Source organism: Lysinibacillus sp. CTST325 (assembly GCF_054665055.1).
Map to the genome: position 1 here is coordinate 1 of NZ_BAAFHO010000024.1, position 26,462 is coordinate 26,462.

The 26,462-nt window shown below is 35.3% G+C and carries 26 protein-coding genes and 2 pseudogenes; 15 read left to right on the top strand and 13 right to left on the bottom strand.

Annotation, left to right across the window (positions count from 1 at the left end):
• Nucleotides 1-90 (top strand): IS3 family transposase (locus tag ACYQ73_RS27125; RefSeq protein WP_460014390.1); only part of this gene is annotated, 90 nt, incomplete at its 5' end.
• Between the two features lie 175 nt (nucleotides 91-265).
• Here ACYQ73_RS27125 and ACYQ73_RS27130 read toward each other — a convergent pair.
• Entirely contained in the window at nucleotides 266-1,975 is a 1,710-nt protein-coding gene (locus ACYQ73_RS27130) for an FAD-binding protein (protein ID WP_460015298.1), read from the bottom strand.
• A 300-nt stretch (nucleotides 1,976-2,275) separates the two neighbouring features.
• On the opposite strand from ACYQ73_RS27130, the gene ACYQ73_RS27135 reads away from it, so the two are divergent.
• Nucleotides 2,276-2,962, top strand: coding sequence for a ZIP family metal transporter (locus ACYQ73_RS27135; protein ID WP_460015333.1), 687 nt, complete (start codon nucleotides 2,276-2,278; stop codon nucleotides 2,960-2,962).
• Nucleotides 2,963-3,004: 42 nt separating this feature from the next.
• Here the strand turns inward: ACYQ73_RS27135 and ACYQ73_RS27140 are convergent, their stop codons facing one another.
• Nucleotides 3,005-4,033, bottom strand: coding sequence for an S-layer homology domain-containing protein (locus ACYQ73_RS27140; RefSeq protein WP_460015299.1), 1,029 nt, complete (start codon nucleotides 4,031-4,033; stop codon nucleotides 3,005-3,007).
• A gap of 666 nt (nucleotides 4,034-4,699) precedes the next feature.
• Between ACYQ73_RS27140 and ACYQ73_RS27145 the strand changes: the two genes are divergently transcribed.
• Together ACYQ73_RS27145 and ACYQ73_RS27150 are read left to right on the top strand one after the other, a co-directional pair.
• Complete coding sequence (locus ACYQ73_RS27145) at nucleotides 4,700-5,137, top strand: hypothetical protein (RefSeq protein WP_460015300.1); 438 nt, start codon at nucleotides 4,700-4,702, stop codon at nucleotides 5,135-5,137.
• A 193-nt stretch (nucleotides 5,138-5,330) separates the two neighbouring features.
• Complete coding sequence (locus ACYQ73_RS27150) at nucleotides 5,331-6,230, top strand: 3-hydroxyacyl-CoA dehydrogenase (RefSeq protein ID WP_460015301.1); 900 nt, start codon at nucleotides 5,331-5,333, stop codon at nucleotides 6,228-6,230.
• Nucleotides 6,231-6,462: 232 nt separating this feature from the next.
• Here the strand turns inward: ACYQ73_RS27150 and ACYQ73_RS27155 are convergent, their stop codons facing one another.
• Both ACYQ73_RS27155 and ACYQ73_RS27160 read right to left on the bottom strand, forming a co-directional pair.
• Entirely contained in the window at nucleotides 6,463-6,663 is a 201-nt protein-coding gene (locus ACYQ73_RS27155; protein WP_460015302.1) for a hypothetical protein, read from the bottom strand.
• A gap of 3 nt (nucleotides 6,664-6,666) precedes the next feature.
• Nucleotides 6,667-7,257, bottom strand: a complete 591-nt coding sequence (locus tag ACYQ73_RS27160) for an RNA polymerase sigma factor (protein WP_460015303.1) — start codon at nucleotides 7,255-7,257, stop codon at nucleotides 6,667-6,669.
• A 356-nt stretch (nucleotides 7,258-7,613) separates the two neighbouring features.
• Here ACYQ73_RS27160 and ACYQ73_RS27165 point away from each other — a divergent pair, with 356 nt between their 5' ends.
• Nucleotides 7,614-7,787 carry a YvrJ family protein gene (locus tag ACYQ73_RS27165; protein ID WP_460015304.1) on the top strand — a complete coding sequence of 58 codons (174 nt, stop codon included), beginning with the start codon at nucleotides 7,614-7,616 and terminating at the stop codon, nucleotides 7,785-7,787.
• Nucleotides 7,788-8,509: 722 nt separating this feature from the next.
• Nucleotides 8,510-8,794, top strand: a complete 285-nt coding sequence (locus tag ACYQ73_RS27170; protein WP_460015305.1) for a hypothetical protein — start codon at nucleotides 8,510-8,512, stop codon at nucleotides 8,792-8,794.
• Nucleotides 8,795-8,839: 45 nt separating this feature from the next.
• On the opposite strand, the gene ACYQ73_RS27175 is transcribed toward ACYQ73_RS27170, so the two are convergent.
• The gene (locus ACYQ73_RS27175; RefSeq protein WP_460015306.1) at nucleotides 8,840-9,337 is read right to left on the bottom strand and encodes an N-acetyltransferase family protein; all 498 of its coding nucleotides are present in this window, start codon (nucleotides 9,335-9,337) and stop codon (nucleotides 8,840-8,842) included.
• A 116-nt stretch (nucleotides 9,338-9,453) separates the two neighbouring features.
• Between ACYQ73_RS27175 and ACYQ73_RS27180 the strand changes: the two genes are divergently transcribed.
• Nucleotides 9,454-10,026 carry a DinB family protein gene (locus ACYQ73_RS27180; RefSeq protein WP_460015307.1) on the top strand — a complete coding sequence of 191 codons (573 nt, stop codon included), beginning with the start codon at nucleotides 9,454-9,456 and terminating at the stop codon, nucleotides 10,024-10,026.
• A gap of 54 nt (nucleotides 10,027-10,080) precedes the next feature.
• A complete protein-coding gene (locus ACYQ73_RS27185) occupies nucleotides 10,081-10,419 on the top strand; it encodes a CHY zinc finger protein (RefSeq protein WP_460015308.1) in 339 nt (112 codons plus the stop codon).
• 63 nt (nucleotides 10,420-10,482) lie between these two features.
• On the opposite strand, the gene ACYQ73_RS27190 is transcribed toward ACYQ73_RS27185, so the two are convergent.
• Nucleotides 10,483-11,685 carry an alpha/beta hydrolase fold domain-containing protein gene (locus ACYQ73_RS27190; protein ID WP_460015309.1) on the bottom strand — a complete coding sequence of 401 codons (1,203 nt, stop codon included), beginning with the start codon at nucleotides 11,683-11,685 and terminating at the stop codon, nucleotides 10,483-10,485.
• Nucleotides 11,686-12,307: 622 nt separating this feature from the next.
• Here ACYQ73_RS27190 and ACYQ73_RS27195 point away from each other — a divergent pair.
• A complete protein-coding gene (locus ACYQ73_RS27195; RefSeq protein ID WP_460015310.1) occupies nucleotides 12,308-12,511 on the top strand; it encodes a hypothetical protein in 204 nt (67 codons plus the stop codon).
• Nucleotides 12,512-12,666: 155 nt separating this feature from the next.
• Here the strand turns inward: ACYQ73_RS27195 and ACYQ73_RS27200 are convergent, their stop codons facing one another.
• The 3 genes from ACYQ73_RS27200 to ACYQ73_RS27210 all read right to left on the bottom strand — a co-directional run bounded on the left by ACYQ73_RS27200 (nucleotide 12,667) and on the right by ACYQ73_RS27210 (nucleotide 14,454).
• Nucleotides 12,667-13,077, bottom strand: a complete 411-nt coding sequence (locus tag ACYQ73_RS27200; protein ID WP_460015311.1) for a UPF0158 family protein — start codon at nucleotides 13,075-13,077, stop codon at nucleotides 12,667-12,669.
• A gap of 97 nt (nucleotides 13,078-13,174) precedes the next feature.
• Nucleotides 13,175-13,468: a hypothetical protein gene (locus tag ACYQ73_RS27205; RefSeq protein WP_460015312.1), complete on the bottom strand. Its 294-nt coding sequence runs from the start codon at nucleotides 13,466-13,468 to the stop codon at nucleotides 13,175-13,177.
• Nucleotides 13,469-13,605: 137 nt separating this feature from the next.
• Entirely contained in the window at nucleotides 13,606-14,454 is an 849-nt protein-coding gene (locus tag ACYQ73_RS27210; RefSeq protein WP_460015313.1) for a pyridoxamine kinase, read from the bottom strand.
• A 191-nt stretch (nucleotides 14,455-14,645) separates the two neighbouring features.
• Here ACYQ73_RS27210 and ACYQ73_RS27215 point away from each other — a divergent pair, with 191 nt between their 5' ends.
• From ACYQ73_RS27215 to ACYQ73_RS27230, 4 genes and pseudogenes are all read left to right on the top strand, one after another.
• Nucleotides 14,646-15,197: an ECF transporter S component gene (locus ACYQ73_RS27215; protein WP_460015314.1), complete on the top strand. Its 552-nt coding sequence runs from the start codon at nucleotides 14,646-14,648 to the stop codon at nucleotides 15,195-15,197.
• Nucleotides 15,198-15,387: 190 nt separating this feature from the next.
• Nucleotides 15,388-15,705: a hypothetical protein gene (locus ACYQ73_RS27220; protein ID WP_460015315.1), complete on the top strand. Its 318-nt coding sequence runs from the start codon at nucleotides 15,388-15,390 to the stop codon at nucleotides 15,703-15,705.
• 195 nt (nucleotides 15,706-15,900) lie between these two features.
• Entirely contained in the window at nucleotides 15,901-16,341 is a 441-nt protein-coding gene (locus tag ACYQ73_RS27225) for a cell wall hydrolase (protein ID WP_053484277.1), read from the top strand.
• A gap of 280 nt (nucleotides 16,342-16,621) precedes the next feature.
• Nucleotides 16,622-16,973 (top strand): annotated as a pseudogene (locus ACYQ73_RS27230) (cell wall hydrolase).
• Between the two features lie 238 nt (nucleotides 16,974-17,211).
• Here the strand turns inward: ACYQ73_RS27230 and ACYQ73_RS27235 are convergent.
• From ACYQ73_RS27235 to ACYQ73_RS27245, 3 genes are all read right to left on the bottom strand, one after another.
• Entirely contained in the window at nucleotides 17,212-20,319 is a 3,108-nt protein-coding gene (locus ACYQ73_RS27235) for a SpaA isopeptide-forming pilin-related protein (protein WP_460015316.1), read from the bottom strand.
• A complete protein-coding gene (locus tag ACYQ73_RS27240; RefSeq protein ID WP_460015317.1) occupies nucleotides 20,316-20,450 on the bottom strand; it encodes a hypothetical protein in 135 nt (44 codons plus the stop codon). The genes ACYQ73_RS27235 and ACYQ73_RS27240 overlap by 4 nt, the downstream gene beginning before the upstream one ends.
• 1,073 nt (nucleotides 20,451-21,523) lie before the next feature.
• Nucleotides 21,524-22,990, bottom strand: coding sequence for a DUF7309 domain-containing protein (locus tag ACYQ73_RS27245; protein WP_460015318.1), 1,467 nt, complete (start codon nucleotides 22,988-22,990; stop codon nucleotides 21,524-21,526).
• An 833-nt stretch (nucleotides 22,991-23,823) separates the two neighbouring features.
• Between ACYQ73_RS27245 and ACYQ73_RS27250 the strand changes: the two genes are divergently transcribed.
• Nucleotides 23,824-24,423 carry a hypothetical protein gene (locus tag ACYQ73_RS27250; RefSeq protein WP_460015319.1) on the top strand — a complete coding sequence of 200 codons (600 nt, stop codon included), beginning with the start codon at nucleotides 23,824-23,826 and terminating at the stop codon, nucleotides 24,421-24,423.
• 149 nt (nucleotides 24,424-24,572) lie between these two features.
• Nucleotides 24,573-25,049 (top strand): hypothetical protein, encoded by a 477-nt coding sequence (locus tag ACYQ73_RS27255; protein ID WP_460015320.1) that lies wholly within the window; start codon nucleotides 24,573-24,575, stop codon nucleotides 25,047-25,049.
• Nucleotides 25,050-25,232: 183 nt separating this feature from the next.
• On the opposite strand, the pseudogene ACYQ73_RS27260 reads toward ACYQ73_RS27255, so the two are convergent.
• Nucleotides 25,233-26,315 (bottom strand): annotated as a pseudogene (locus tag ACYQ73_RS27260) (IS256 family transposase).
• Nucleotides 26,316-26,462 lie beyond the last annotated feature (147 nt).

Here is a 26,462-nt window from a genome sequence, read left to right on the forward strand (position 1 = left end):
TATATCAATTACTATAATACGAAACGGATTAAGGCAAAATTAAAAACGAGTCCGGTGCAATACCGAACTCGTTTTACCCAAGCTGCCTAATGAAATAACTGTGTCTAACTTTTAGGGGTCACTTCAGTCGTTGCATTGACGCTGGGGATTTTTTTAATAGTAAGGGCTGTTCAATATTTTCCCTTGTGTTTGAGATTTCAATGTTAAGAGCTTGTCATTATTCATTAATTAACCTTCAACTTTATCAAAACCATCGAAATACTCTTTATACATTTAGCAAGGTCGATTTTTCTTTATTAACTGCATTTGCCATATGCGTTGTAGCAATATAGCTTAATGTCATACCAGGTCCTAATGTTGCACCTGGTCCTGGATAAGTTTCGCCCATTATAGAGGCTGAACAATTCCCCGATGCATACAACCCTTCAATTGCCGTACCATCTGCCTTTACAACGCGAGCATGCTCATCCGCTACTAAGCCCCCCTTAGTCCCGATATCTCCTGGATATAAACGAAGTGCATAAAATGGTGCATTTTTAAGCTCTGCTAGGTTCGGATTCTTCAATGTAGGATCTCCATAATAATTATCATAGGCACTATCCCCTCGGTGGAAATCTTCATCACGACCATTACGAGCAAAGGCGTTGAAGCGCCCTACAGTTTCCAGTAAACTCTCAGCTGGAATATTCATTTGCTTAGCAAGCTCTTCCATTGTTTGTGCACTTTTCACGATGCCATTATCAAACCAACTTTTTGGGAAAGCTTGTCCTGGGAATAATCCCGTGAAAATATAGCGACTCTTTGCCGTTGCATCGATCAATATCCAAGAAGGTATAGCATTGTTTGTTTTTTGATGGTGACTATGCATATTGTCTACAAATTCATGATAAGGTGCCGCTTCATTCAAATATCGTTTCCCAACACCATCCACAACCATCATATTAGGAACTCCGCGGTCTGCAACAAGGAAGAAAGGATGTCCTTGTGAATCAATAACAGAAGGTGCTCCCCATACTTTATCCATCAAATCTAGTGTTGCCCCTATTTTCACGCTTGGCTCGATAATATCTCCCGTTTGTCCTTCTGGTGCAGAAGTCCATTTTGCGTTTGTTGGTGCTGGCAAATATTTTTCACGATATGCTTGATTGTGAGAAAAACCACCCGAGGAAAGGACTACCCCACGCTTCGCCTCGATGCACATCTCCTGCCCATCTCGTTCAACTAAGATCCCAATCACTCGATTATTTTCAACGATAAAATCTTTAAATGCAGTTGAGATCCACAGCTCTCCATTCGCTTCTGCAAGTGACATTCGTAAACGAGCAATTAGCGCTTCCCCTAATGCAACAGGCAGACTTCCTGTAACTTTCGATTTCAATAATCGCATGCCTAATTTTAACGCAGTTGTTTTCCCTATTGCTGTGCGTCTAATCATATTGACCTTATGAAATTCATAGCTATTCATCGTAAAGCCTTTAGTAGACAATGTCGAACGACGCATCGTATCTGCTAATGATCCCATTTTCTTCAAATCAAAAATAAGTGGCTCAATCGACCGTCCTTGAGATAAGCCACCTGGTTTTTCAGGATAATAATCTGAATAACCTTTCGCATATTGGAAACGCATATGCCTAGTATGATTATTTAAAAACCTTAGCATTTCAGGTCCTCGTGTAATATAAGCCTCCTTTAAAGCCTCTGGTACACGATCCCCAATCGTTGAATCTAAGTATAAACGTGCTAATTTATGTGTATCAGGAACACCCTCACCCTTAATCACATGATTATTCGGAATCCATAGTGCTCCACCAGACAACGCGGATGCCCCACCATAACGCTCTGTCTTTTCAATGACTAATGATTTCATGCCCTGTAGCTTTGCTGTCAGACCTGCTGTTAACCCCGCTGCCCCTGAACCTACTACTACCACATCATAACTCGCATCCCATTTCATACTTACATTCCTCACCTTCATTAGTAGTTACTAAATCAATGAATCTGGTATTACTACTGAAGAGTATAGAATAGAACTAATATTCAGTCAATTTCATCAACATAATTTGTGTTGATATCTATCCCGGCTTGATCATGCAGATTTCGATAATAAAACCCCTAAAAATAGATTTATCGATAAAATAGCCTCTTACTTTTTAGTAATTCATACAATGGACCTTTTTCTAAAACTTACGACTATCATATTCGTTTCTACTTAGCATATATTTTTTAAAACAGCTTAAAGAATATATAGGGTGGAGGAATTTTGCAGTTGAGTGCAATGATACTTGGTGGCTTTCTTTTTTTTAGTGCTAGCATAGGAGGAGCTCTAGCTTGGGTATTCTCTAGGCTATTCCAGCATACAACTCATGGATTATCATTACTAAGTGGAGGATTTTTAGTTGGCATACTTGTAGTAGACGTCATTCCTTCTTCTTTTCACATGTACAAATCAATGGGCCTTTTACTGGGAATTTTGATGGGCTATTTTATGTTTGAAATACTTAATAGTTTATTTCACACTTCCCATACAAAAAACCCCTCTGTATCACTACTTGCAATCGCTATAATTATCCATACTATCCCGATGAGTCTTACTGTCGGACAGTTACTAGGGAACTCCGCATTAAGTATTGCAATAACAGCTTCCATTATTCTACATCATCTACCCGAAGGCTTTGCACTATCAACAGCATTACTATCACAAGGAGAAAGGCTATGGAGACTCTTTATGTACTTTGTAGCATTTTCAATTTTCTTTAGTATTTTTATACAGATCGGCCAATATTGGGAGTTATCCAATAAAGCACAAGGAGTACTAATGGGCGTATCGATTGGGTTAATAGCAACCGCTAGTATTTCAGAATTTATTTTGCATCATATTCGTTCAGTATCACGAAAATCCTTTATAGCGTATATTTTATTAGGATATTTATTAAGTCACGTATTTCATATGCTAGTCGAATAAAAAAGCAATCCACCCAATATTGTGGATTGCTTCTTCTTTTAATTATTCATCGTCACTAATTAACATTATTGTTAGTGATAAGATTTTAGAGAACTGTGCACGTGACAGATTACCTTTTGGATTAAATTGACCGTTAGCTCCATCAATCACACCTAATTGCTTTAATAATCCGATTGATTCAACAGTTTCCTTACGCATTTGGTTTTTGTCTGCAAATGGGTTATTTTTGCTAACCTTGCTTACATCAAATTCCATTCCTTCTAAGTATCTTGCTGTTACAAATGCCATTTCTTCACGTGTAACAGGTTTATACGGCTCAAAATTAGCACCATCAAAAATATCGATTAGGCCATATTCCTCTAGAATCGCTACTTCCTTCGCACCCGGGTATTTTGCCAAATCTTTATATGTAGCAGGACCTTCATAATCTTCCTTCACATCTAATCCTGAAGCACGGAAAATCATAGTAGCTAATTGTCCGCGTGTTACTTGTCCATTTGGATTAAATGTTGTAGCAGATGTACCATTAATAATGCCTAATTGGAACAATAATTGGATATGTCCCTCTGCCCAATGCCCAATAGTATCCGTGAAGTAACCACCTGGTTTTAAGTCAAAATCCTCTTCTTGAATTGATCCAATAAAATCATTTAAATCTTCATCAGCTAAAGCTTGCCATTTCCCTTCAGCATAAACTTCCGCCTTAAATGCATTTCCAGATGGAGTAAATCTCATTTGAATAGAGTCACCGAAAACCTCTTTAAATTCTTTTTGTTCTTGTGCACTCATTTCAGTAGTTTTCAATAGTCCTTGTAACGAAATCTTTATTGTCATATTATTTTTCGTCGTTACTAATGTCATCTCTTTATCATCATAGGCTAATTTAGAAATTACTAGTGTTTTATAAAGATCTTGGTATGTCATCGATTGCGCTTGTTTAGTCGCTGCAACAGCATGTTTTGGGTGGATAATGCTAGAAACATCTACAGTTTCTTGAGCATTTGCTTGTAATCCAAAACCTCCTGTAAAACATGCAATACTAAGCGCACCAGCTAAAAACGTCTTTTTCATTATACCTGCCCCTTTCAATTCATAAATTCAGTGTACTAAAACAACCGTTAGTAAATCCACAAAATTATGTAAGTTATTCAAAATTATAAGAAAGTCCTATATCCACAAACGTAAAAATTTACTAAATCTCCATAGAATTTCAGGAAGTATATTACATATTCCTACCATGTATCATGTACTTTTTTCAATAAATCCAACGAAATGTACCATTATTCTTCATTTAGGATAAAGACCATATCATAAATATGCTTTACGCCTCTTGTTATTTATGCAGGAAAATTAGTATATCTATTCATTTTTCAGTAGGTACAAAGTAGTTAGAAAGCACCAATTCATACTCTTTAAGCTGAAATAATCAAGGGATTTTCTTTGTGCGGAAAAAAATTCAATGCCGATTGTAGTTCTATATATTAAAATATTAGATAGAAGATTTCTATCTAAAGAAAGGAGTTTTAGTACTTGGTAAATATAATATTCCTTATAACTCTAATCAGTATCATTATAGCGATTGTCTTTCTTATTCTTGCAGTATTCAATTTCATAAAGTTGAATCGAATTAAAGCACTAAAAATGCTGAAATTAACCGCGATTCCCCTTATCATTATCATTTTTTGTGCGTTGGCCCATTTGGATATTTCACCTAAATCTTAAGCAAATAAATCAGAGGTGGCTATTACATATAAGGAAAAACCCGCAGCTAAAGTAGACTCAACAGAAGATGCAACTTGGCAGGATAAAGTTAAAAAGGTTGCTTCTTTTAATAGCACTCCTTCTAAGAAGTTCGATACAGTTGAAGCCTACGCTAAAAAATATCCGGCTACAAAGGCTGAAATCAAAGAATTCGAGGATTACGTTTTAGCCGAATATAAAAATAAAAAATATTTAGCGGACGTACAAAATAATGAATATATGCTAGAAAACATTTTCAAGGCATATGTAGTAAATAGATACTATGGAGAAGAAGAATCGCCTATCAACGATTTTGTCTTTGGGTTTTATCAAAATTCTAATTATACTTTTAAGGGACTCGAATCCACTAATAGCCATGCAATAAAATATAATGAACGCCAAATGGACAAAGCATTAGCAGCCATTGAAAATTAAATGTCACTCTCTCGGGTGACGTTTTTTTACTTCTGGGGAAATTAAATCAGCACATATTCTTTATATCATTATAATAATTGAGGCTTTCATTTGATTTTTCAATATCGAAAGAAGTAGTATGGAGTTGTAATAAGGGATACATTACATATCCACGAAATTATACTAATGTAACAATTTCAAAGGAGGAATTTAGATGAATTATCAAAATATTACGGTTGCAGGTAGCGGTGTTTTAGGTAGTCAAATTGCGTATCAATCGGCTTTTAAAGGATTTAATGTAACGGTATACGATATTAATGATGAGGCATTAACAAATGCACAAGATCGTATTACAAAATTAAAACCGTTATACCAACAAGATTTAGGCGCGACTCAAGAAGAAGTGGATGCTGCATATGAACGTTTATCATTTAAAAGTGATTTATCAGAAGCGGTTGCAAATGCTGATCTTGTGATTGAGGCGATTCCTGAAGTTGTTAAAATTAAAACAGAATTTTACACAAACCTTGGCAAAGTTGCCCCTGCTAAAACAATCTTTGCGACAAACTCATCAACGTTATTACCAAGCCAATTTGCAGGAGCAACTGGTCGTCCAGAGAAGTTTATAGCACTTCACTTTGCAAATACGATTTGGAAAAACAACACAGCCGAAATTATGAAACACCCAGGCACTGATATGAAAGTGTTCGATGAAGTCGTAGAATTTGCACGTGCAATCGGCATGGTTCCACTGCCATTATATAAAGAACAACCAGGTTACATTTTGAATTCATTACTAGTTCCATTTTTAGATGCTGCTGAATCACTATTAGTAAAAGAAGTAGCAGACCCAGAAACAATCGACAAAACATGGATGATCGGAACAGGAGCACCTCTAGGTCCATTCGCCATCCTTGACATTGTTGGTATAAATACCGCTTTCAACATTGTAGAAGCGAAAGCCGCTGCTACTGGTGAAGAAAACTTTAAAAAATTAGCCAACCTCTTAAAAACAGAGTATATCGATAAAGGCAAACTAGGTCGCGCAACAGGCGAAGGCTTCTATAAATATCCAAACCCAAACTTCGCAAAGCCTGATTTCCTAAAAGGCTAATTAATCAATAAAACGATGTACATAGTGTCTTCGCTATGTGCATCGTTTTTTTATTTTTTGAGGTGTCAGCGATTTGAAGTGATTGGGTAGCTACTCGATCTGCTCGGGTATGCTGTGAAAATGATCTGCCGCTACTTGATACGATCGTTTTTCTAAGAGCTATTTACTCAAACTGATCAGGTTTGCCAAGAACTTCATTATGTTTCCAACTCGAGCCACCTAGGAATACAGTTCAAGAGAAAAAATCCCAAAAGCTAGGTGCATCCTGAAACTTTACTGTTGCAAGCTTTTCTATAATCTTTAGTTTAATCTCTTGTTCTAAATCTTCCCTTTCTTGATAGTCTGTATTGTGTAAACAAAGTTTAATTTTAGGTATGAAATTCTCTATAATTGTTAGAGTCTCTTCGTTGTATTGGTTTTCCAAAATCGACATAAATTATTCCCCCTTTTTTTTGAGTGTATCATTGAGTTTATTTAAAGCCTTCCTGTGAAGGTTCGATATGTTTTGGGGCGTTGTTTGTAAAATTTGAGCGATTTCTTTTATAGAAAGCTCTTTTACATAAATCATCTCTAAAATTTGAAGCTGTTTAACCGTTAGTTTTTGTAGGGACTTCAAAAGCTGTTCATCTTCAATATTGTCCAATAACCCTTCCCCAGCTATATTATCAAGTTCCGTATCATTGCTTGCATCTTCTACTAACTCTTTTGCAGTCTTGCCATCCTTTTCTGATAGGCCCTTATCTAATATTAATAAAGTGCGATTTTGCAGCCTTCTTCTTTTTTTGTCAAAATCTAAGCTACAGAAATAAATTAAATTACTGACGTATTTCGTCTTCCTAACATTTATATAGTGAGATTGAAAAGATTCATCAACGCGTTTCCTATTAATTTCAGTTGGATATAAAATTGCATTTTGCACTAAATAAAGATTTTGAGAATCCGACAAAAAGCTTTTTATAATTGGATTGTTAACCTGCTCATTATTTCTATAGAAGAATTCCTCTATTTTTTGATTATCTTTCTCCATTTAATAATCCCTCCTATATCCGCCCTCTTTCTATATAAAGTGAATGTAGTATCTATATTATAAACCAAAACAGGAACAAATGTTCTTATTGAAGAATAAAAAATCACCTTTATATACAAAAAGGTGATTTAATTTAGCTTTATTGGTATTAAATGGACGAATAAAACAGCCGTTTTTATTGTTCTTGAGGAACGAAACCATCACAAAATAATATTTTTAACTGTAAGGTTGTTTTTCTTAAGGGAGCATTCTCTTTTCATATTACAGTATATAGCCAAGGCAAATTGATCCTCGTTTCGAATCTGCGGATCACCTTATACTACTATTTTGAAATAAGCAGGAGGGGGATTTACATCATGACACCGGAAAATGTACCAATGTGGATAAGCTTAATAGGAAATTTTGGGTTCCCAATTGCCATAACAGTCTATCTGTTCATTCGATTTGAAAAGAAAATAGATAAATTAGAAGCGGTCATCATGGAGTTATCTGAAGTGATAAAAAATCAGAAAAACAAAAAAGGAATGTGATCCACGTTACTGGAAAGCGAGAGAAATTCAATCATTTTATACAAATTGTCTAACTAATGACAGTCTTTTTATTGAGGGGATAATGTCAGATTCAAGCTAACGATATAAGATAATTTAGGATATAGATTATCTAAATTATTTGGTGGGTGTTTTATTTTATAATCAATTATCCCCGGCATTATTGCGTCCGAAGACTTTAGGCCAACAAATGTTTTTTGCGCGAAAGCGAAGCGTCAGCAGCACGATGTTTTTTGCGCGAAAGCGAAGCGTCAGCAGCAGATTTTTTTGTAGACCCGGATGTAATTTATTGCTAAAAAGTTTATCTCTTTTGTATGATTGTAATTAATAGGAGGGGAAATTTATGATAGCCTACAGGAGAATTGCTGTACTATATTTTCTTATTATGTTCCTTAGCATTTTTATTGCTACACAAGTGAACAGTATATTAACTGGTGTGTTGGTTCTTGCTTTTTTATATTGGTTGTTTATTGGTTTTCCTTATTTACTACAAGAAAAGGTAAAGTTTTTCGAGATATGTTGGAGTTGGTTAACGAAAGGTGGAAGAATAGGTCCTAGAAACTAAAGATTTATATACCTAATTCACTGAATATTCGGATGAATCAACCGATTAATGTAATCAAGTCCTCGAAGCTTAAATTCTTTATCAGATTTTTATTTTAAAGCATACTATACATCTATAAAGGGAGCGATTGGAGGCAATTATGATTAGCAACAATAAAATTGCAATGACTAATATTGTGCTGGCAATTTTACTTGTTCTTGGTATCACCTATAATTATTTTTACAATCAATCACCAATTCAAATTGAACGCTTAGGTAATTCAGGATTTTGGCTAGTATTCCCATTATCAATAATCAATATAGTAATGAGCTTAAAGCTACTGAAAAATAAAACGGGTAATGCTAGTAGCTACGTCACTTTTATGATTGCTGTCATTATTTTTATCATTGCTTTATTTTCATTGTTTCATTGGACCACGCCATAAAAAAAACAAAAAACTCCAAGGGTAAAAGCTCTTGGAGTCTTCGCTTTAAAGAAATAAAGCCATATAATCCTCATCAAAATATTGCTGACCTATTTTTAATGCCCTCTTCTCCGTTCCAAAAATCTCGAATCCCAAAGAGGAATACAGTCCTTTTGCTGAAGCATTCGTTGACACAACCGTTAAAGTAAGCTGTTCAACTCCCTTTAACTCCCTCGCTTTGTTAATTGCTTCGACCATTAAACGCTTACCAATACCAAGCCCTCGCTTTTTCGGAGAGACATAAACAGCAAAGATGCTCGCTTTATGCTTTAACTTAAGCTTACTTTCCCGAACTAACGTCGCAACGCCCACTAATTCTCCATGATCAAATACCCCTATCGTATAAGAACCCTGTGATTCAAATCTGTCGGCAAACTGCTCAATCGGATAATTCTTCTCCTCCTCAAAGCTAGAACCAAATGCCTCGGGATTATTTTGTAGCCCTTCTAATCTTAAACTCCGATAGGCTTCAGCATCTGCAGCTGTTAAAAATCTACTATTCATTCTTTCCCCTCTCTCGATACTTTTCATTTTTATCGACAATTCCTAATAGTGTTTTATGTACTTTCATAAGATAGTTTCCTAAAATGGTAATAACAGCATAAAGGAGAATGAAAAATATGAAATCTAACAGTATGGCGCATCATTTTCATACATTACAGGAACAGCGAACTCACTACCTACCTTGCATCCATTCACTCTCACAGGAACAACTATGGCATCGTGAGAAAGAAGGAAAATGGTCTATCGGTGAACATTTCTATCACCTTTATCTAATTCTAAAAATGCTTAAAACAGCAACAAAGTTTTCCTTACTACTGACGCCTTACGCAAAAATCCGAAGAAACAAGCCTTACGCTACTGAAATACATGATATTTACGAGGAATATAAAAACAAAAAAGGACGAGGCATGAGAGCACCAGGAATATTAGTGCCTCCTACAAAAATTCGTTTTACCTTGAGCACCGCAGAAATCAAAGAATTACTAGTAAACGAAACGAGCGCAATGCAAGAATTAGTAAAAAATATTGAGGAGGATATTGCCGGGCATATTGTCTTTCCAGATCCTCTTGCTCACTATCCTAACCTTATTCAATCTATCCAGCTCCTTGCCATCCACGAAAAGCATCATTTTAGAATAATGGCGGAGCAATATAATCGATTGAGTGCATCTAGCGAAGTTTTAATTTAAGCGTTTTAAAACGAAAAAATAAGTAGATTTTATTTATGAAAAGAGGTTTGAAATATGAAGATTCTAGGGAATGTTATTGATGATCAAGGAAGATGTAAGCACTATTTTAATAAGGTAGATACGATTTCAATTAAATTTAAATGTTGTGGAGAGTATTATCCTTGCTATAAATGTCATGAGGAAAATGCAAATCATAAAATTCAGCAATGGAAGAAAGAAGACTTTGATGAAAAGGCCATATTTTGTGGCGTATGTAAAAATGAATTAACGATTCATGAATATATGGATAGCACAAACTGTAAGCATTGTAATACTCTTTTCAACCCAAATTGCAGTAAGCATTTTCATATATACTTTGAGACAGATAATAATAATCCTACATGTACTTTCTAAACAGAACAACCTTTGAAGGGTTAATGCCTTCAAAAGTTTCCTATTAGGAGCTACGCGTAATGATTATTTATTATAATTTTGAAGAAATGCTTTTACTTTTTCCTTGGCAAATTGTGTGCTCAAACTACCTGGATTTGCATCAAAGCCATGATCGACCTTTGGTAGAAGATAAAGTTCATGCGCTACACCGCTCTTAGTCAGTTTCTCATCCAATACGTTCGCCTGCTCTACAGGAACAATACGATCACCCGTCCCTAAAAACATAATAGTCGGTGGCGTATTTTCCTGGATGTAGCTTATAGGGGAAAGCGTCTTATAACGCTCAGGGTAATCGGATGGTAAACCTCCAATGTACTGATTCATAACATCTTGGACATATCTCTTACTCGGATTATTCTTATAAAACTCAGTCATATCTGACGGCCCATACATGTTAATCACCGCCTTGATTGATACATCCGGAACATCCGTTGATGGTGGTAAATGCTTATCTCCCATACTATATGCAGCAAGCAAAGCTAGATTTCCCCCAGCAGACTCTCCCATTAAAATGATTCTGTTCGGATCAATCTTATACGTATCCGCATGTTGTACGATCCAACCAATCGCCGATTTCACATCCCCTACTTCATCTTTCCAACCTGCTTCAGGAGGCATACGATATCGGACATCAAAAACAGTGTACCCTTGATCATTCATCCACTGATTCCAGTCTTGAACTTGGCCTTTATCTCCACTTACCCAACCACCCCCATGCACTTGAACAATGACAGGTGTTACAACATCCTCTGATTTTTTCTGCGCTGGCCACACATCAAGCTTTAATTCAATGCCGTCCGTAGTCTTCCCATACACCACATCTACACTAGGCTTTGTTGAGATATTTTGTTTATAGAAAAAAAGTGAGCTAAGAGTAACCGATACCTTCTCGCTTTTGGCATAGCTTTTTATATTACTAATTGGCTGCACAATTAAAAAAATTAATAACAACAAAATAGGAATTAGAACAGTAAGAGCAATTAAGGTTTTCTTCCAAAAAGAAAGAGCTAGCAAAGCTATTATTATTAATGCTGTAACTACTAGAATAATCGGAAATATAGAAGCCCCCCATGCAAGTAGACTCATTATTTTATCCATATTACTTGGATTAAACATATAGTATGCCACTATAATGATAATAAAACATACTATCACAGAGAGGATTGTAAGTAGCCACTGAAGAAAACCTCTAGGTCGCCAATTTAACTTTGCTTTTGTCTGATCCATCTTTTGAGAATCCCCCATACTACACCATATTTTTATAATGCCTCTTATACATAAGATTTCTAGTAAGCATTTTAAAATCCATACTTTAATATAAATGATATGCCATATTGATAATAAAAACTTTAGAAATAACTGTCTTCTTTATTCAAAGACTCCGTTGTGGTCAACTGTAATCTGCATGTTTGAAGCACCTTATTCTGTATGTAACATGCGCGAATCCCAGAGTTGTAGCTGATTGCTCTTTCATTTTCAGAATTTGTAGAAAAACCTACAAAAAATGATTTTGAAACTTTATAGCTGATGGTTTTGTACTAATATAAGCAAAAAAGATAAGCAGGAGAGCAGTGATGAAAATAAAAAAATCTAAGAAAAACCCTCTGTTGAATTGGAAGTAAAGCATCATCCCTTTTTAATCTAATTTGAACATCACTTTAAAACATTAAAGAATGAATTAAGTTAAGTTATCTGAATTATCAATTTTTGTTGACGAAATAGCAAAAGATGATTTTGAAATATTAATAACTGATGATATGGTACTAACATAACTATAAAGTAAAGAAAGGAGTTAGGAAATGAAGGTAATAAAAGTAATATCTTTTTTATCATAACTGTATTATCTCTTGTGATATCAGAACATGGGCTCATATATTATTTGATGGCAACTCCAAAACCCGGACCGGTAAATCCATATCCGTTATCTGAAGTGACACCATTTGTACGCCATGGTATTGCAGCGATTATTGTGTTAGTAGCGCTTTGGGTTACAAATAAAATAATGTATTTTTTCTCGCTCTTAAGAATGAAATTAATAAAAAATCCTTCTTAGCCTTGAAGTTTGCCTTCAAGGCTATTTCTCTTATAGTGGCAATTTGTTCGTCTCATACTTACTCGAGATTTGATAGGGTAATAGATTTTCCACACTCGTTTTACACTGCTGCGCTACCTCATTTTATGCATTTAATTTTCAAATTACTTTCTTGCTTAATTGTCTTCAATTTCGGAAAACTCTTCTAGCCACTCTGTCATTCTACTCATAGCATAATCCTGTTCAAATTGGTACCAATGATTTTCTATGCTTAGTTCATTAATCTTTTCTTTAAAAAATCGAAATGGCTTATTTCTGTTAAGTACGTTGATTAAATGAATCGTAATCGGATCTGATTGCTTTTTAGCAAAACTGACCATGACATCATACATTTCAGATGATGTAACGTTTGGAATCATCACTAAATCAGCAGCCACTTCCTCATCATCCCAATCAATCTCGGGCTCACCCGTTATAAATTCTGGCGCATCCAAAAGAACTTCACCCGTTCGACGATTTAACACATACGATATGTCATTATCATTTCCATTTAAAAATGCATCCACAAGTTCATCTAGTAGCTTCAATTTCCTCACCTCATTTTAGTTCTACACGCGCAGGGTAGAATGCTTAAGTTCAGTTGAAAACTGCATAAAAAAGAGCCGAAAAGATTCGATTCGGCATTTATTCAAACATTCCTACACTGAGCTCCCTACAAAATGATTCTATCGTGTCACGCTCTTCTTTTGGCAATGCTTCGTACTCAACCAGATATTGTGCTGAAAAGTCTTCTAGCTCCTTATAACTGACTTCTCTTGTCAGGACGATTCCATTGACCTCATTAGCCAATTCGTTTGCCACCATAATATCCATAAACGCAAAGGCCTGTTCTTCGTCATCCGTAAATGTAAGAAGGTCAATTTCCCCCTGGTAATAGCGATTATCTACTTGCACTATATAATATCTAATTGAATCCATTATACACCTCCCTAATTCATGATTTTCATTATTACCTTTTAACTAAAAATCCATCCCTCATCAATTCGTACGGGCGTTACCTTCAATAAACTCATGAATGCCTATGTAACAACACAGTTATAAAAATCCTGTCATTTCTAAAGTAGCATTCGTAAAAACTTTTCAAAATTCACGCCTGCTTCGCGTGGAATTTGCTCCTTTGATGTAGCTTCAATCGAAGCAGCTAAAAACGTCTCGGCAAGTTTCATTGACTCAACTAAATCCTGTCCTCGCATCATGCCACCCATAATGACGGATGCAAACAAATCACCTGTGCCTGAATAGCTCTCGCCGTTGTATTCTCGGATGCTAGAAAACGAACGATGTGCATCGACATACATATTTCCTACATAGCGCTTGTTCGCATCTGCTGGCGGCGGATTCAAACCGGTAATAATGACGTTCGCACCAGTTTCTTGCTGTAGCTGATGGCCCGCTTCTTCTACCGCCTGAATATAATCTGCATCGTCTTGATAGGCCTGTAGCTTCTCGTACGACAAACCTGTAAGCAAGCAGCATTCTGTAATATTTGGCGTAATAATATCTGCACACTTCACTAGCGCCTTCATACGATCAAGTAACTCGCCTGTATACATTTTATAAACCTCGCCCAAATCGCCCATTACCGGATCGACAAGCAACGTCGTTTCACTCGAATGAAAGACGGTTAAAAAACGAAAGATATTATCGATTTGCTCCTTCCCTGTCACAAAGCCTGTGTGAATGCCATCAAAAGTCGCACCAAGCTTGCTCCACTCATCCACAAAGTAGTCCATCTTTGACGTTAAATCCTCACAATAAAAACTAGAATACCCTGTTTGCGCCGTTAATATTGCAGTTGGTAATGGCACCGCCTGAACACCCATCACTGACAACACAGGCATCGCAGCCGTTAACGAGCACTTCCCAAAGGATGACATATCCTGAATAACAGCAACTTTTTTCATCATACTCTCCACCTAACTAATCCTGCTTGTATTCTCTTCATCGTATCATAATTAGATAGATGCGAAAATGCACTCCCTTATAGAAAAACAAACTGACCTTTAATATTTTTATCAAATTGACACTTTTATGATAGTCAGTCCTTTGCTAAAGTAAAAATTATTAAAAAATTCATCCTAGTGAGGACATGCAAATGCAAAATATACAAAGTCAATCCTATACAAAACCACGCACGAAAACATTTGATTTAGTCATTACTTCAATCCTTGCAGCACTTGTTTTCGTCGCGACAATGTTCATTAATATAAAGCTACCATTCGGGCAAGGTGGACTTATTCACTTAGGGACATCCATGCTTTTGATCACGTCGATTTTATTTGGTCCTAAAAAGGGAGCACTTGCTGGCGCAATCGGAATGGGCTTATTCGATATCGTAGGTGGCTATTTAATTTGGGCGCCAACCACAATTATCTCCCGCGCATTACAAGGCGCCATCGTTGGGAAAATCGCTTGGTCTAAAGGACATAAAGGCGACAACATTGGGTTAAACATCTTCGCAGCAGTTGCTTCAATGCCTGTGATGATTGCGGTCTACTATATCGGGCAAGCGATTATGTTCAAAAGCTGGGTTGCCCCTATGGCATCCATTCCAGGAGACGTAATCCAAAACGTTGTCGGTTTAATTATCGCGATTCCAGTATGTATCGTGATGAAAAAAACACCGTATTTCAAAAAGAATTTCTAATAAAAAAACACGCCATCTTGCTGTTTTGCCGTCAGCTTAGATGGCGTGTTTTTTTGCTGGCGTTTCATAAATTCTAGCATTTTTACGACATACGTACTTCCTCTATAATCAGCCTTCACAAGAGGGAAAATCCCATATATTGATAAAAGTTGCAAAATAAATTAACCTATAATCAAAGGGGTGGTTAGGAATGGATGGAGATGCTTTCATTTGGATCGTTCTATTACTATCTATTGTAGTTTGTGATTATTTAGCAGCCTATTTATACAAAAATAAGAAGTTTCCTTTATGGGCTTCTGCAATTGGCATGGCATTTTTAATTCCAGTCATAGTCGGTAGCTTTGTATATTTAGGGGTCAGTTATGCTAAAGCCTTTGAACCAGATAACACAAGAGAAGGAATTGCTTTTGCAGGAGGCTTTATGGCGTTGATCCTTGCATTAAATGCTATCATTGTGTTCGTTATAGGAGTTATTTTAAATATTTATACATTCGTTAAAAAGCATTAAAAAAATCATGTGTTATAAAGCATTTGATTTTTTAATTACACATAATTACTTGTACTTGAATTTTCTAGAAAATTCAAAATTAAAAACCAAAATAAAGTGAATTGTTACCTCACTTTCACCAACCTTTTCCGAATGAATAATTTTGATGTTCAATAATGAAGGCTTTTTTTCATACTATATGGTGGAGGTGAAAAAATGCCAAGAGTAAAATATATAGATTCTGACATTGGCTTAGTGGCAAGAATGATGAGAGCGGAAGCGGAAGGTGAAGGAAACCAAGGAATGCTATATGTTGGCAACGTCATTGTGAATCGTGTTATAGCAGAATGTCCAGACTTTAGAGATTTAAGAACAATTAATGATGTTATTTATCAGGTACAGGGAGGAAATTATTCTTTTGAAGCTGTTCAAAAAGGGAATATGTTTTACCAAAGAGCGCGACCTAATGAAAGAAGATTAGCAAAATTGACTCTGGATTATTGGCGAGATCATCCAGCGAAATATGCGCTTTGGTATTTCAATCCATACGCACCATGTCCTCCAACATGGTACGGTCAACCATTTACTGGTCAATTTAAAAATCATTGCTTCTATGAACCAGCACCTGATACATGTGAAAGTGTTTATCAAGGATAGGTAGCCGTTTTGCGTTTTTATGCTGCGAATACAACATTTTTAGTCGCAGGTACTTCCAGCGAACAATATTCATTCTCCGTAGATAACAGTTATCGGTTGGGCAAACCTCATCCCCCTAAAAATACTTTAGGGGGATGAAACTCGAATGAACTACTGTTGGCAATTTTTTCGTACTATATGTTGGAGGTGAAAAATGCCAAGAGCAAAATACCGAGATTCTGACGTTGATTTAATGGCAAGGATGATGAGAGCATAAGCTGAAGGTGAAGGAAACCAAGGAATGTTATATGTTGGCAACGTCATTGTGAATCGTCTTGTATCAAATTGTTTAGACTTTATAGATTTAAGAACAGTAGAAGATGTCATTTATCAGGTACAGGGAGGAAATTATTCTTTTGAAGCTGTTCAAAAAGGGAATTCATTTTACCAAAGAGCTCGATCTAATGAAAAAAGATTAGCAAAAATGAATCTGGATTATTGGCGAGATCATCCAGCGAAATATGCACTTTGGTACTTCAATCTATGCCCCATGTCCTCCAACATGGTACGGTCAACCTTTTGCTGGTCAATTTAAAAATCATTGCTTCTATGAACCAGCACCTGATACATGTGATGGTGTTTATATAGGATAGGAGCTATTTTGCGTTTTGGTGCTGCGAATACAACATTTTTAGTCGCAGGTTCTTATAAACAACAATATAATATTCGATGTAACTCTACCAAGATATTTTTTGTATTTATATATTTACATTGAACGTTCTTAATTCAAAAAAGCGTTTAGAAAAGCCTTTAAAGAGCTTATACTTTATACGAACCCATTATTTAGACATAATAATTCCCCCTGTTCGTTCAAAACGGGGGGATTATATTTTAAATTTCTCTTCTACTACGTCGTAATAGCAAGCATGCTAGTGCTACTAAAACCAAACCAAGTACTTGGTATAAGGTTGTATTACTTTCCCCTGTTTGAGGTAAGCGTTTAGCTTGATTTAGAGTATTTTGATCCTTTTGGTCAACTTTTTGATTTTGAACAACTTTGTTGGTTTGCTCTTTTGATGACATTTCTACTACATTATCTTCATTTTTGGGGTCATTTGGTTTTTCACTAAGTTCCACCGGTTTTTCTGACTTCTCTTGAGTCTTCGGCTCCTCTATTAAATTACGCTCATTTTTTGGATCTTTTGGTTTCTCACTTGGTTTCTCTGGTTTTTCTGTGTTCTCTTGAGTCTTAGGTTCCTCTACTACATTACTCTCTTTTTTTGGGTCTTTCGGTTTTTCACTTGGTTCTAACGGTTTTTCTGGTGTTTTCGGTCTTTCACCTGATTCCACCGGTTTTTCTGGTGTTACCGGTTTTTCACCTGATTTCACCGTTTTTTCTGGTGTTACCGGTTTTTCGCCTGATTCCACCGGTTTTTCTGGTGTTACCGGTTTTTCGCCTGATTCCACCGGTTTTTCTGGTGTTACCGGTTTTTCGCCTGATTCCACCGGTTTTTCTGGTTTCACGGGAGGCGCTAGATTTTCTATCGGTTTTTCTGGTTCAACTTGATTAACTACTTGTAATTGAATAACAGATTCTTCGTTTACCAAACTAACTTCAAAATCGATTGGTTTTGCATCATGTTGATAACCATTTGGTGCTTTTGTTTCCACAAACGCATATTTACCTGGACGTAAGTTATCTACTTTAATTTGACCGTTCTTATCTGTTACTAATGTTATTACTACTACTTTACCCTCTTGATTAATAAGTTTGAATTCCGCATTAGGTAATACTGGACCTTGCTCATCTTTAGCATGCTTTGTCAATACTACCGCTGTCTTGTGATAGAAATTTTCTACTGTTAGTTGAACATCTTCTTTTTGTTCGTGTTCAATTGAAAATTCCATTTTTTCATATAAAGGTTTATATCCATATAATGCTTTTGTTTCCACAAATGCATATTTGCCCGGAGATAGATTGTTAACTTTAATTTGACCGTCTTTATCAGTTACTAATTTTTCTGCAATTACTTTGCCTTCATCGTTAACTAACGCAAATTCAACACCCGCTAATTTTTCTTTAGTGTCAGCATTTATTTTCGTTAAAACAATTGATCCTTCAGGTATTTTTGTATTTAAAATATCATAACCCTCAACTTTTGACTTATACCCTTTTACTGGTTGCTCTTTCACAGCATATTTGATTTCTTTACCTTCTACTGTGTATTGGTCTAAGTTTTCAAATTGATATTTCCAGCCATTTTCTGCTGTTACTGTTTTTGTAGCAATAACCTCATCGTCTTTTAGTAAATCTACTTTGATTTCTGATGGACGATCTTGTTCACGATCGTTGCTCCATGTTTTCGTTCCTTCAATTGAAGTCTGTTTCAAACTGTTGCCAATTGGTAATTCAATACCTTTTGGAGCGCCGACTTCTATTTTAAATGGAAGTTTGTTATTTGCGTCAAATGTTACATATTTAGGAGCTGATACTTCTTGTACATAGTACTCACCAGCTTTCAAGTTCGGTACTTCTACAATTCCATTGTCATCGGTTGTATAGAAATCGCCAATTTGTTGATCATTTGATGAGAAAACTTTAAAATGAACACCTGAAATGACTTGTTCTTTATGACCATCTATATATTTCAGTATTCTTAATGTACCTTTGTCTGGTAAATCCCCTTCAGCCCAACCATCAGCTAAAATATTTTTTACTTGAGCCACATTTTTCTCATGTACTGGCAATTGGTTGTTGACTTTGTAACTCAAATCATATTCATTCTTCAGATATTTTTCATTTACCCCTTCAGCTGTAATCGTCGTTTTATAACTTACAGTGAACGACGATAAGCTTGCATATCCTTGTTTAATTACTACATTAAATGAATTATCACTTGTAAAACTCACATATCCTAACCCATTACTTTGAAACTCTTCAGGTGTGAATTGACGATTACCTAATTGGCCACTTGTTTGGATATTGAAACTATCTTTCTTTATTTGTTGACCACCTTTTGAAGTATCTTGTAAAACGATATCACTATCAAGATATTCTTTCTTTAAGTTGAAGTTTAGGAACCAGCGAACTTCATCAGCATTTTCTGGCATAATATCTCCTGCTTTATAGAAAAAGATTCTTGAACCATCACTAGTTGGGTGAGTAATTGTTACAGCTTGCTCACTTAAACTTGTTCCAAAGTTCGTATAAATCGTTTTTTTAATTCCATATTCTACATTTGTCCCTAATATAGAGAAATTAAAGAAACCTGTAATATTTTCACGTTCCTCTACTTTGCTATTGAACGTACATACAACTTGTCCACTAGTCACATCACACGAACCATAATCCTCTAGATTAATATTCGTATTGAAACCTTTTAATTCCGGAGGTAAAGTCATCGTAATTGTATCGCCCGTTTTTAATTTGAGATTAGGCTTTTCACTAAATGTTACATAGACTCCTGTTTGTTCACCGTATGCTAAATTTGTTTTTGTAATTTGCGCACTATCGAGAAAACCAGTATTGCTTAGTTCTCGTGCTTTTCCTACTGGAGACGTATTTGTTTGAGTTTGTTCGGATTTTGCTGAGTTATTATCTTCTCCGACAATTTTAGATTCTTCTGCAAGAGTGCTTGACTTGTCTGTAGGAGCATTGGGACTGTCTATTAGAGTGTTTGATTTGTTAATAGGAGCACTTTGGTTGTCTGCTAGAGTGCTTGATTTGTCTATAGGAGCACTTTGGTTGTCTAATTGTTTAGGCGAACCAACGCTGGTTTCTTTGTCTACAGCCCCATCACTTACACCAGCACTTTCATTGATATTCGCTCCGCTTCCTTCTACTGCTGGTTCTTCAGTTGTTTCAGTTGTTTCAGTTGTTTCAGTTGTTCCAGGTGCTCCAATATTAGCATCCGCTTCGCTCGCAAATACTGAGATTGGTGATAATACTATTTGGAATACGATCAGTAATAAAATTACTACTATGTTTAATTTTTTCATGTTTTTCTCCTTTCTAAATCCTGAGAGATACCTATTGGTGTTTGTTGACGACTTTCATACATTCTTAATGTTGCAAAGGATGTCACTAACAATAAGTTGGTACCTCTATCCTTCCATTCACTTCTTGTCATAAATGAATACATTCTAATCAATCCTTCAAAGCATAGGACAAAATTGCATGTATAAGCCCTACCTTCACCTCTCCACTAATAATTAATCTTACTTTATAATCATTACAAAGTAGATCGCTCAAAAAATACTAAATGATTCCAGACTTTTTGTCTACATAAATTTTAAAAAGTTCTCCATTTTTTTCATTTATCTTTAAATAACAAAAAAAACAGTAAAAATTTACTCGCAATGAGTATTTTTTTACTGTTTTTCATTATCAATTTATTGGAATTCTGCTCTTGTTGAATAAATATTTTATTAAAATAGGAATCATTATTATATAAAAAAAATTATAAAAAAACATAGTGGACTCTCGATGTTCTTAACAAGCCTTACCCTACTAATTATCAAAATAGGCGAAAATCTATGATCTACTATTTACTTATGTATAGCTGCAGTCAGTTTTGACATATTGTTCCATTATATAAAAAAGGAAATAAACACATTCGAATCTGAACAGTTTACATTGATCCCGCTTCTTCTACAGTGGTTTTTTCTTTTGCCCAACTATACATCCCGTCTGTTATGTTCCATGGAATTTTGTAATGGTCCTCATCTTCCGTTAATAATCCCCCCGTCTTTCTTATGTATAAAATCAACTGCTGAAACTACTCGACTTAAACCATGTTCATTATTTCTTGTGAGTATCCATTTAAAATAAAAAATGGCATGTTAACCTAATACCAGTCTACACGCCATTATGAAAGTTATTTATTTATAACATTTTCAATATTATTTATTATACTAGCATTTTATATCGCTATATCTTCTTCCACTTCGCATTACGTCCTAATCCTTCAGGTGCAACGATTTTCTGTGATTGCAATTAAAAACAGTCATTTTAAACACCAATGAGTATGTTTAGTATTAAACATACTTAACTGTTCAATATTCAAGGTTTCTTCCGAATGCTCATCATGATCTTGGAATCGTACATAGTAGGATAGAAGAAATGCAAAGAAAAAAGGTCATTTATAAAAAACCACACATTTAACTGTGCTAAAATCACAGAAATGTGTGGTCTCGTTATTCACTATTCTTCAATTAAATCCATAGACATGGTTTTCATAAATTCTCTCACTTCTCGAATGCAAGGAAGTTCACTTTCTACAAGTTCCACCCCTACCATTTTTGCTAATGGTTGAAGCATAGGACTTAACTCTTTAGAGACAAATACTTTACTTGGTCTTACCTCTAAGCCTTGTAAAAATGCCCATAACACGCCTTGTACAATTGGTGGCATTTTAGGCATAGGGAACAATTCGTGTTCAATAACCAAATTGCTTCCTCGTTCAACAAGCATACCAGCAATCGGATAAACAGTGCGGCTCGTTACTTCCGATTCTACGCCAAAAGGCATGTAAAATACATCATATTCTAATTGTAACGCGCTTTTAGGCTTTTTCTTATATTTTGCTTTTTCAAACATCGAAATTTCCTCGTAGCACTCATACGTTGGCTTTGGCATATTTATTTGCAAAATATAAATCTCTTGTAACTCACCATCTATTTGCACTTTAAACATTGGATATTGATGTTCAGCTAGCTGTGGATATTCCCAGCCATCCTTCCGAGCTTCTGTAATATTAATCATCCTACTTACAACATCAATTAATAGCTCTACCTCTAGATAATTTGGTCTTTCAGGATGCGTTCCCTCCAGATAGCTACGGAATTGAATCCAGTTTTTCTTCCCTCTATACGACAGCCCATAATCTTTAATTAATAGATAATCTGCTTGATCTAACTCTTCTCTATCAACAAAATTCACAGTTAAAGCATTTAAACCATAGGAGAATTCGCTCGATAAATTTCTCTCATAAAGAATTTTCGATAAACTATTATAGCCAAGTTCCATGTCAAAAATCATTAACCCGAACTCTTCACCACCTGCTCCCATAACAGAAACAAGTACTTTGTAATCTACATCTTCAAAGTGAATGCCAACGACTTCATCATCCCTAAAATATTGCCATGGCTTCAATTTTTTCAGGTCATTAGTAAGCTCCAATAAAGTAAGATAATCTGGCTCCAGTTCTTCCAGTAAACTATCTGCCTCTTCATCCTCCCCTATCAGTTCATTAATTTCCTCTAAATTGATCTTGTCCAATTTACCCGTATGAATATTACCTACCCCAGCAATACATAAAGGAGTTTCAGCGTTCGTCGGTAACTCCTCATTGCTCTCTAATCGAATAGTAAATGAATCACTATAATCAATTACATGTGCAATGGCTTCATCACCAGGTTTTCGAAGCCATTCATCGACCAACTCTTCATCTGTATCTAAATCCGTATCATTTTTAGGCAAAAAACAAATCTTTTCTTTAGCTACTCTCCCATCTTTTTTAACCATTTCAAAATCAAAATAGTCCGCCCCATCCAAATCAAAACTTAGTAATATAATTTCATCTAGCATGGAAAAACTACTGTTCTTCGGTAACAATAACTTTCGATAAATCTCCGGTTTTTTCTTACTTTCAATTTGCAACTGTATCATTTTTTACCCTCCTCCTTCTATTTGTTAAAGGATGCTGATGAAGCTACTGCTAATCTGCTTTCACACACAAACGCAATAATCATTTGCTCTATCTCTTCATTAAATACTTCTACTTTGTAACTATTCTCAAAATGAACCACTCTCTATTCACTTTACTAACAACCTGTCCGTTCTGCAATACTTCAAAATCCATTTCTCAGCGATTGTCACATGCCTCAATATTGCCGTGTTAGAAAGTGAAGAAAATTCTCTGATTTTTATCAATTTTTGTTTAATTAATGACAAAAGTTGATTTTGAAACTTTTAAAGAGTGGTGGCACAGGATTTTCTATAGGACTTTATAATCACTTCGATTCCTAATTAAATTAAAAAGTCTAATTTTTACCAGAACTCTTTTCTTTCTTATAAGGATCATCTGTGATTTCTAACTCCAAGCAGAGCCATTTTTTCTGATTTTTATCAATTTTTGTTTAATTATTAACAAAAGTTGATTTTGAATCTTTTATAGCTAATGATATGGTATTAACATACCCGGGGAAAAGTAAAGGACCATTCTGATTTGATTTGATTTTGGTGTCCAATATTGGATTAACATAGTACGTGAATATTTATAGAGAATTTATCGAAGATTATTATTATTTGACTAATAAAAGTTCAATAGTTATTCATTTTCGTTGAATGCCAAATAATATGTAATAAAAGTAGTGGAAATAAAAATGGCGTAAATTCTCCGATAAATTAGTATCAGTGATAATAGTAGGATAATACTAACTCGAGAGTAATGGATTGTTATAACATTTTAAATTTATCTAGAATAATGGAGGTTATTAATTATGAAGAATAACTTAATTAAAAGTATTATAGGATTGATTTTTTTCACATTAGTTTTCAGTATCATTTCCCCAAGTCTTGCTAAGGCAAGTGAATCTCAGGATTTACAAATAAATAATTCCTTTGATCAAGAAGAAGCACTTACAGATAATGAATTTGATGGCGAGACAGATGGTGTAAATCAAAATTTAGATATGCCTTCAGATTCTTCCAATGATCCAAGAATCAATTTAGAAGATGAATTTGAAATCCAACCACGCATAGCTCCAGCTATTCCATTATTAGCAGGTATTATAATTAGGTCTGGAGTTTCATTTATTGCAAGAACTTCTACAGGGAATGTAGTTAGAGTATCCGCACATGCTGCTGAACGAGCAGTAGAGCGCAAGATTACTGCAAAAATGATAGATCAAAGTTTAGCTAAGGGTACAAAATATGTAGATTTACTAAGCGGTGAAAGGGTTGCTTGGGCAGAAAACGGCAATAAAGTTGCTGTCTTACTTAATAAAAATTCAGATGTAATTGAAACAGTTTACGATACAACTTCCAAAAAATTGAAATGGTTTAAAAATTATTGGCAATATATAGGGGATATCAAATAATTATAATATAATATTTAGGTATAAGTTCTATTATATTAAATCTATTGAAAGTTCACATATGTCGACAACAATCCATAGTATAGTGACTGTGGGTTGTTGTCATGTATTTAGTTATACTGTAGTGTTAAAAAGTAAAAGGAGTTTAATTTATGGCCATATTAAAAGACTATTCTAGTGTACCTAGTAATTGTGAAGTTGAAATAAATTTAAAGTTAGTTAATGAAGAAAGTATAGAATTTCGCATTGACCTCCGCTCTGGTCCTGCATTTCCAGAGGTGCATATGGAAATCGCTTGTTTAAGGAGGGACTTCTTAAAGTTATTAGATGATCTACAGCATATTGATAATATCCATCTAAGTATGCTAGAGTTTCTTGATCCAGGATTGTGCATTTATCATATTCCTGAATATGGTACCTATCATTTCCCTGGATATGGTCTTTTTCAAATACCTGAGCAGGAAAGACAAGAAAATGAACCTCGAATTAAATTAATTTTTGTATTAGATGCAGGCTATAAAAATCATCTTCGCGCAACAGGATGTGGTCCTTCATTATGTCTAGTAGTGAAAATGGAACAAATCATCGAGTTTGCAAATAGTTTAAAACAAGAAATAGATGACTTCTAAATTCCAACAAAGTATGGGACTGTCAATATTTTTGTGTAAATGACAATCTAACCTTTTCTTATAGATCATCACTTTTTGATTTTTAAATAGATTTGTTCGAAGGTATGATTTTGGTTATTGGAAAGGGTTAATCCTTTCCAATAACCAAAATTTCGCGTTTCGTGTTCCTTCTCCTTATTCTCGTCATTCAAACATCGCTTCAAGTTCTGCTCGTGCCTGATTGAAACCGATATGACAACGTGTCGCAAAGTTTTGGTTGTAATCTTCGAACTGTGAAACAAGGAAACGTTCAAGTGATTCTTCATTTGGAAATTGCTCTTTGCATTTTGTATATTTCTTGATTTTTTTATTAAATGACTCAATCAGGTTGGTGCTATAAATACTACGCCAAATCGCTTTTGGAAAGCCATAAAACGTTAGGAGATAGGCATTGTCATGCAAAGATTTCACGACTTTAGGATAGGCTTTTTGCCATTTCGAACAGAAATCATTTAGCGCGAGTTGTCCTGCTTCTTTATTCGCTGCCTTGTAAATTGTTTTAAAGTCATCACAGATTTCTTGACGATCTTCTACACGGACCTTGTGTGAAATATTGCGTGCTACGTGTACTAGACCAGTTTGGTACTGTGCTTTCGGAAAGACCGTAGAAATCGCATCCACCATGCCTTTTAAGCCATCAGAAATAAACAGAAGAACTTCTTCGACACCACGTTCCTTGAGTTCTGTGAGAAGTTCCTGCCAGTTATACGCAGATTCTGTTGGTGCAATCGTGTAGGACAGTACTTCTTTTGAGCCATCTTCTCGAATACCAACAGCGATATAAACAGCTTCTTTGGATACCGTTTCACGACGAACAGGAATATAGGTTGCGTCCAAATAAACGCAGATATAGCGTTCATTTAAGGTACGTTTATTAAAGGCTTCTACCTGTTCTGTGACCACTTTTGTCATGTTCGAAATCGTCTGCGGTGTGTCATTTGAGCGTTTATAGGGTGCGACGGTCTGTTGCTTGAACTCACCATTGCGGTCACGTAGAATTTGGATGGTTAAATCACCGTATTCTGTATGTAACGTGCGTGAATACGAACCATTGCGTGAATTACCAGAGTTGATGCCAATTCAATCATATTTTTCGTAATCTAAAAATGCCGTCAGTTCTGTCGCAAGTAGCGTATTGACCGCTGTTTCTAAATGCGTACGAAATACTTCGGTAATATCTTGTTTTTTTACTAGAGCTTCGACGATTTCTGTTGTAAACTGATTCATAGGGAAGACCTCTTTTCTAGGATTGGTTGTGGTGACTTAATTCTACCAAGAAAAGGTCTTCCTTTTTTGTCGTTTTATTCATTTACACAAAATATTTTATACTCTCTCTCGTTGAATAAACATTTTATTAAAATAGGAATTATTATT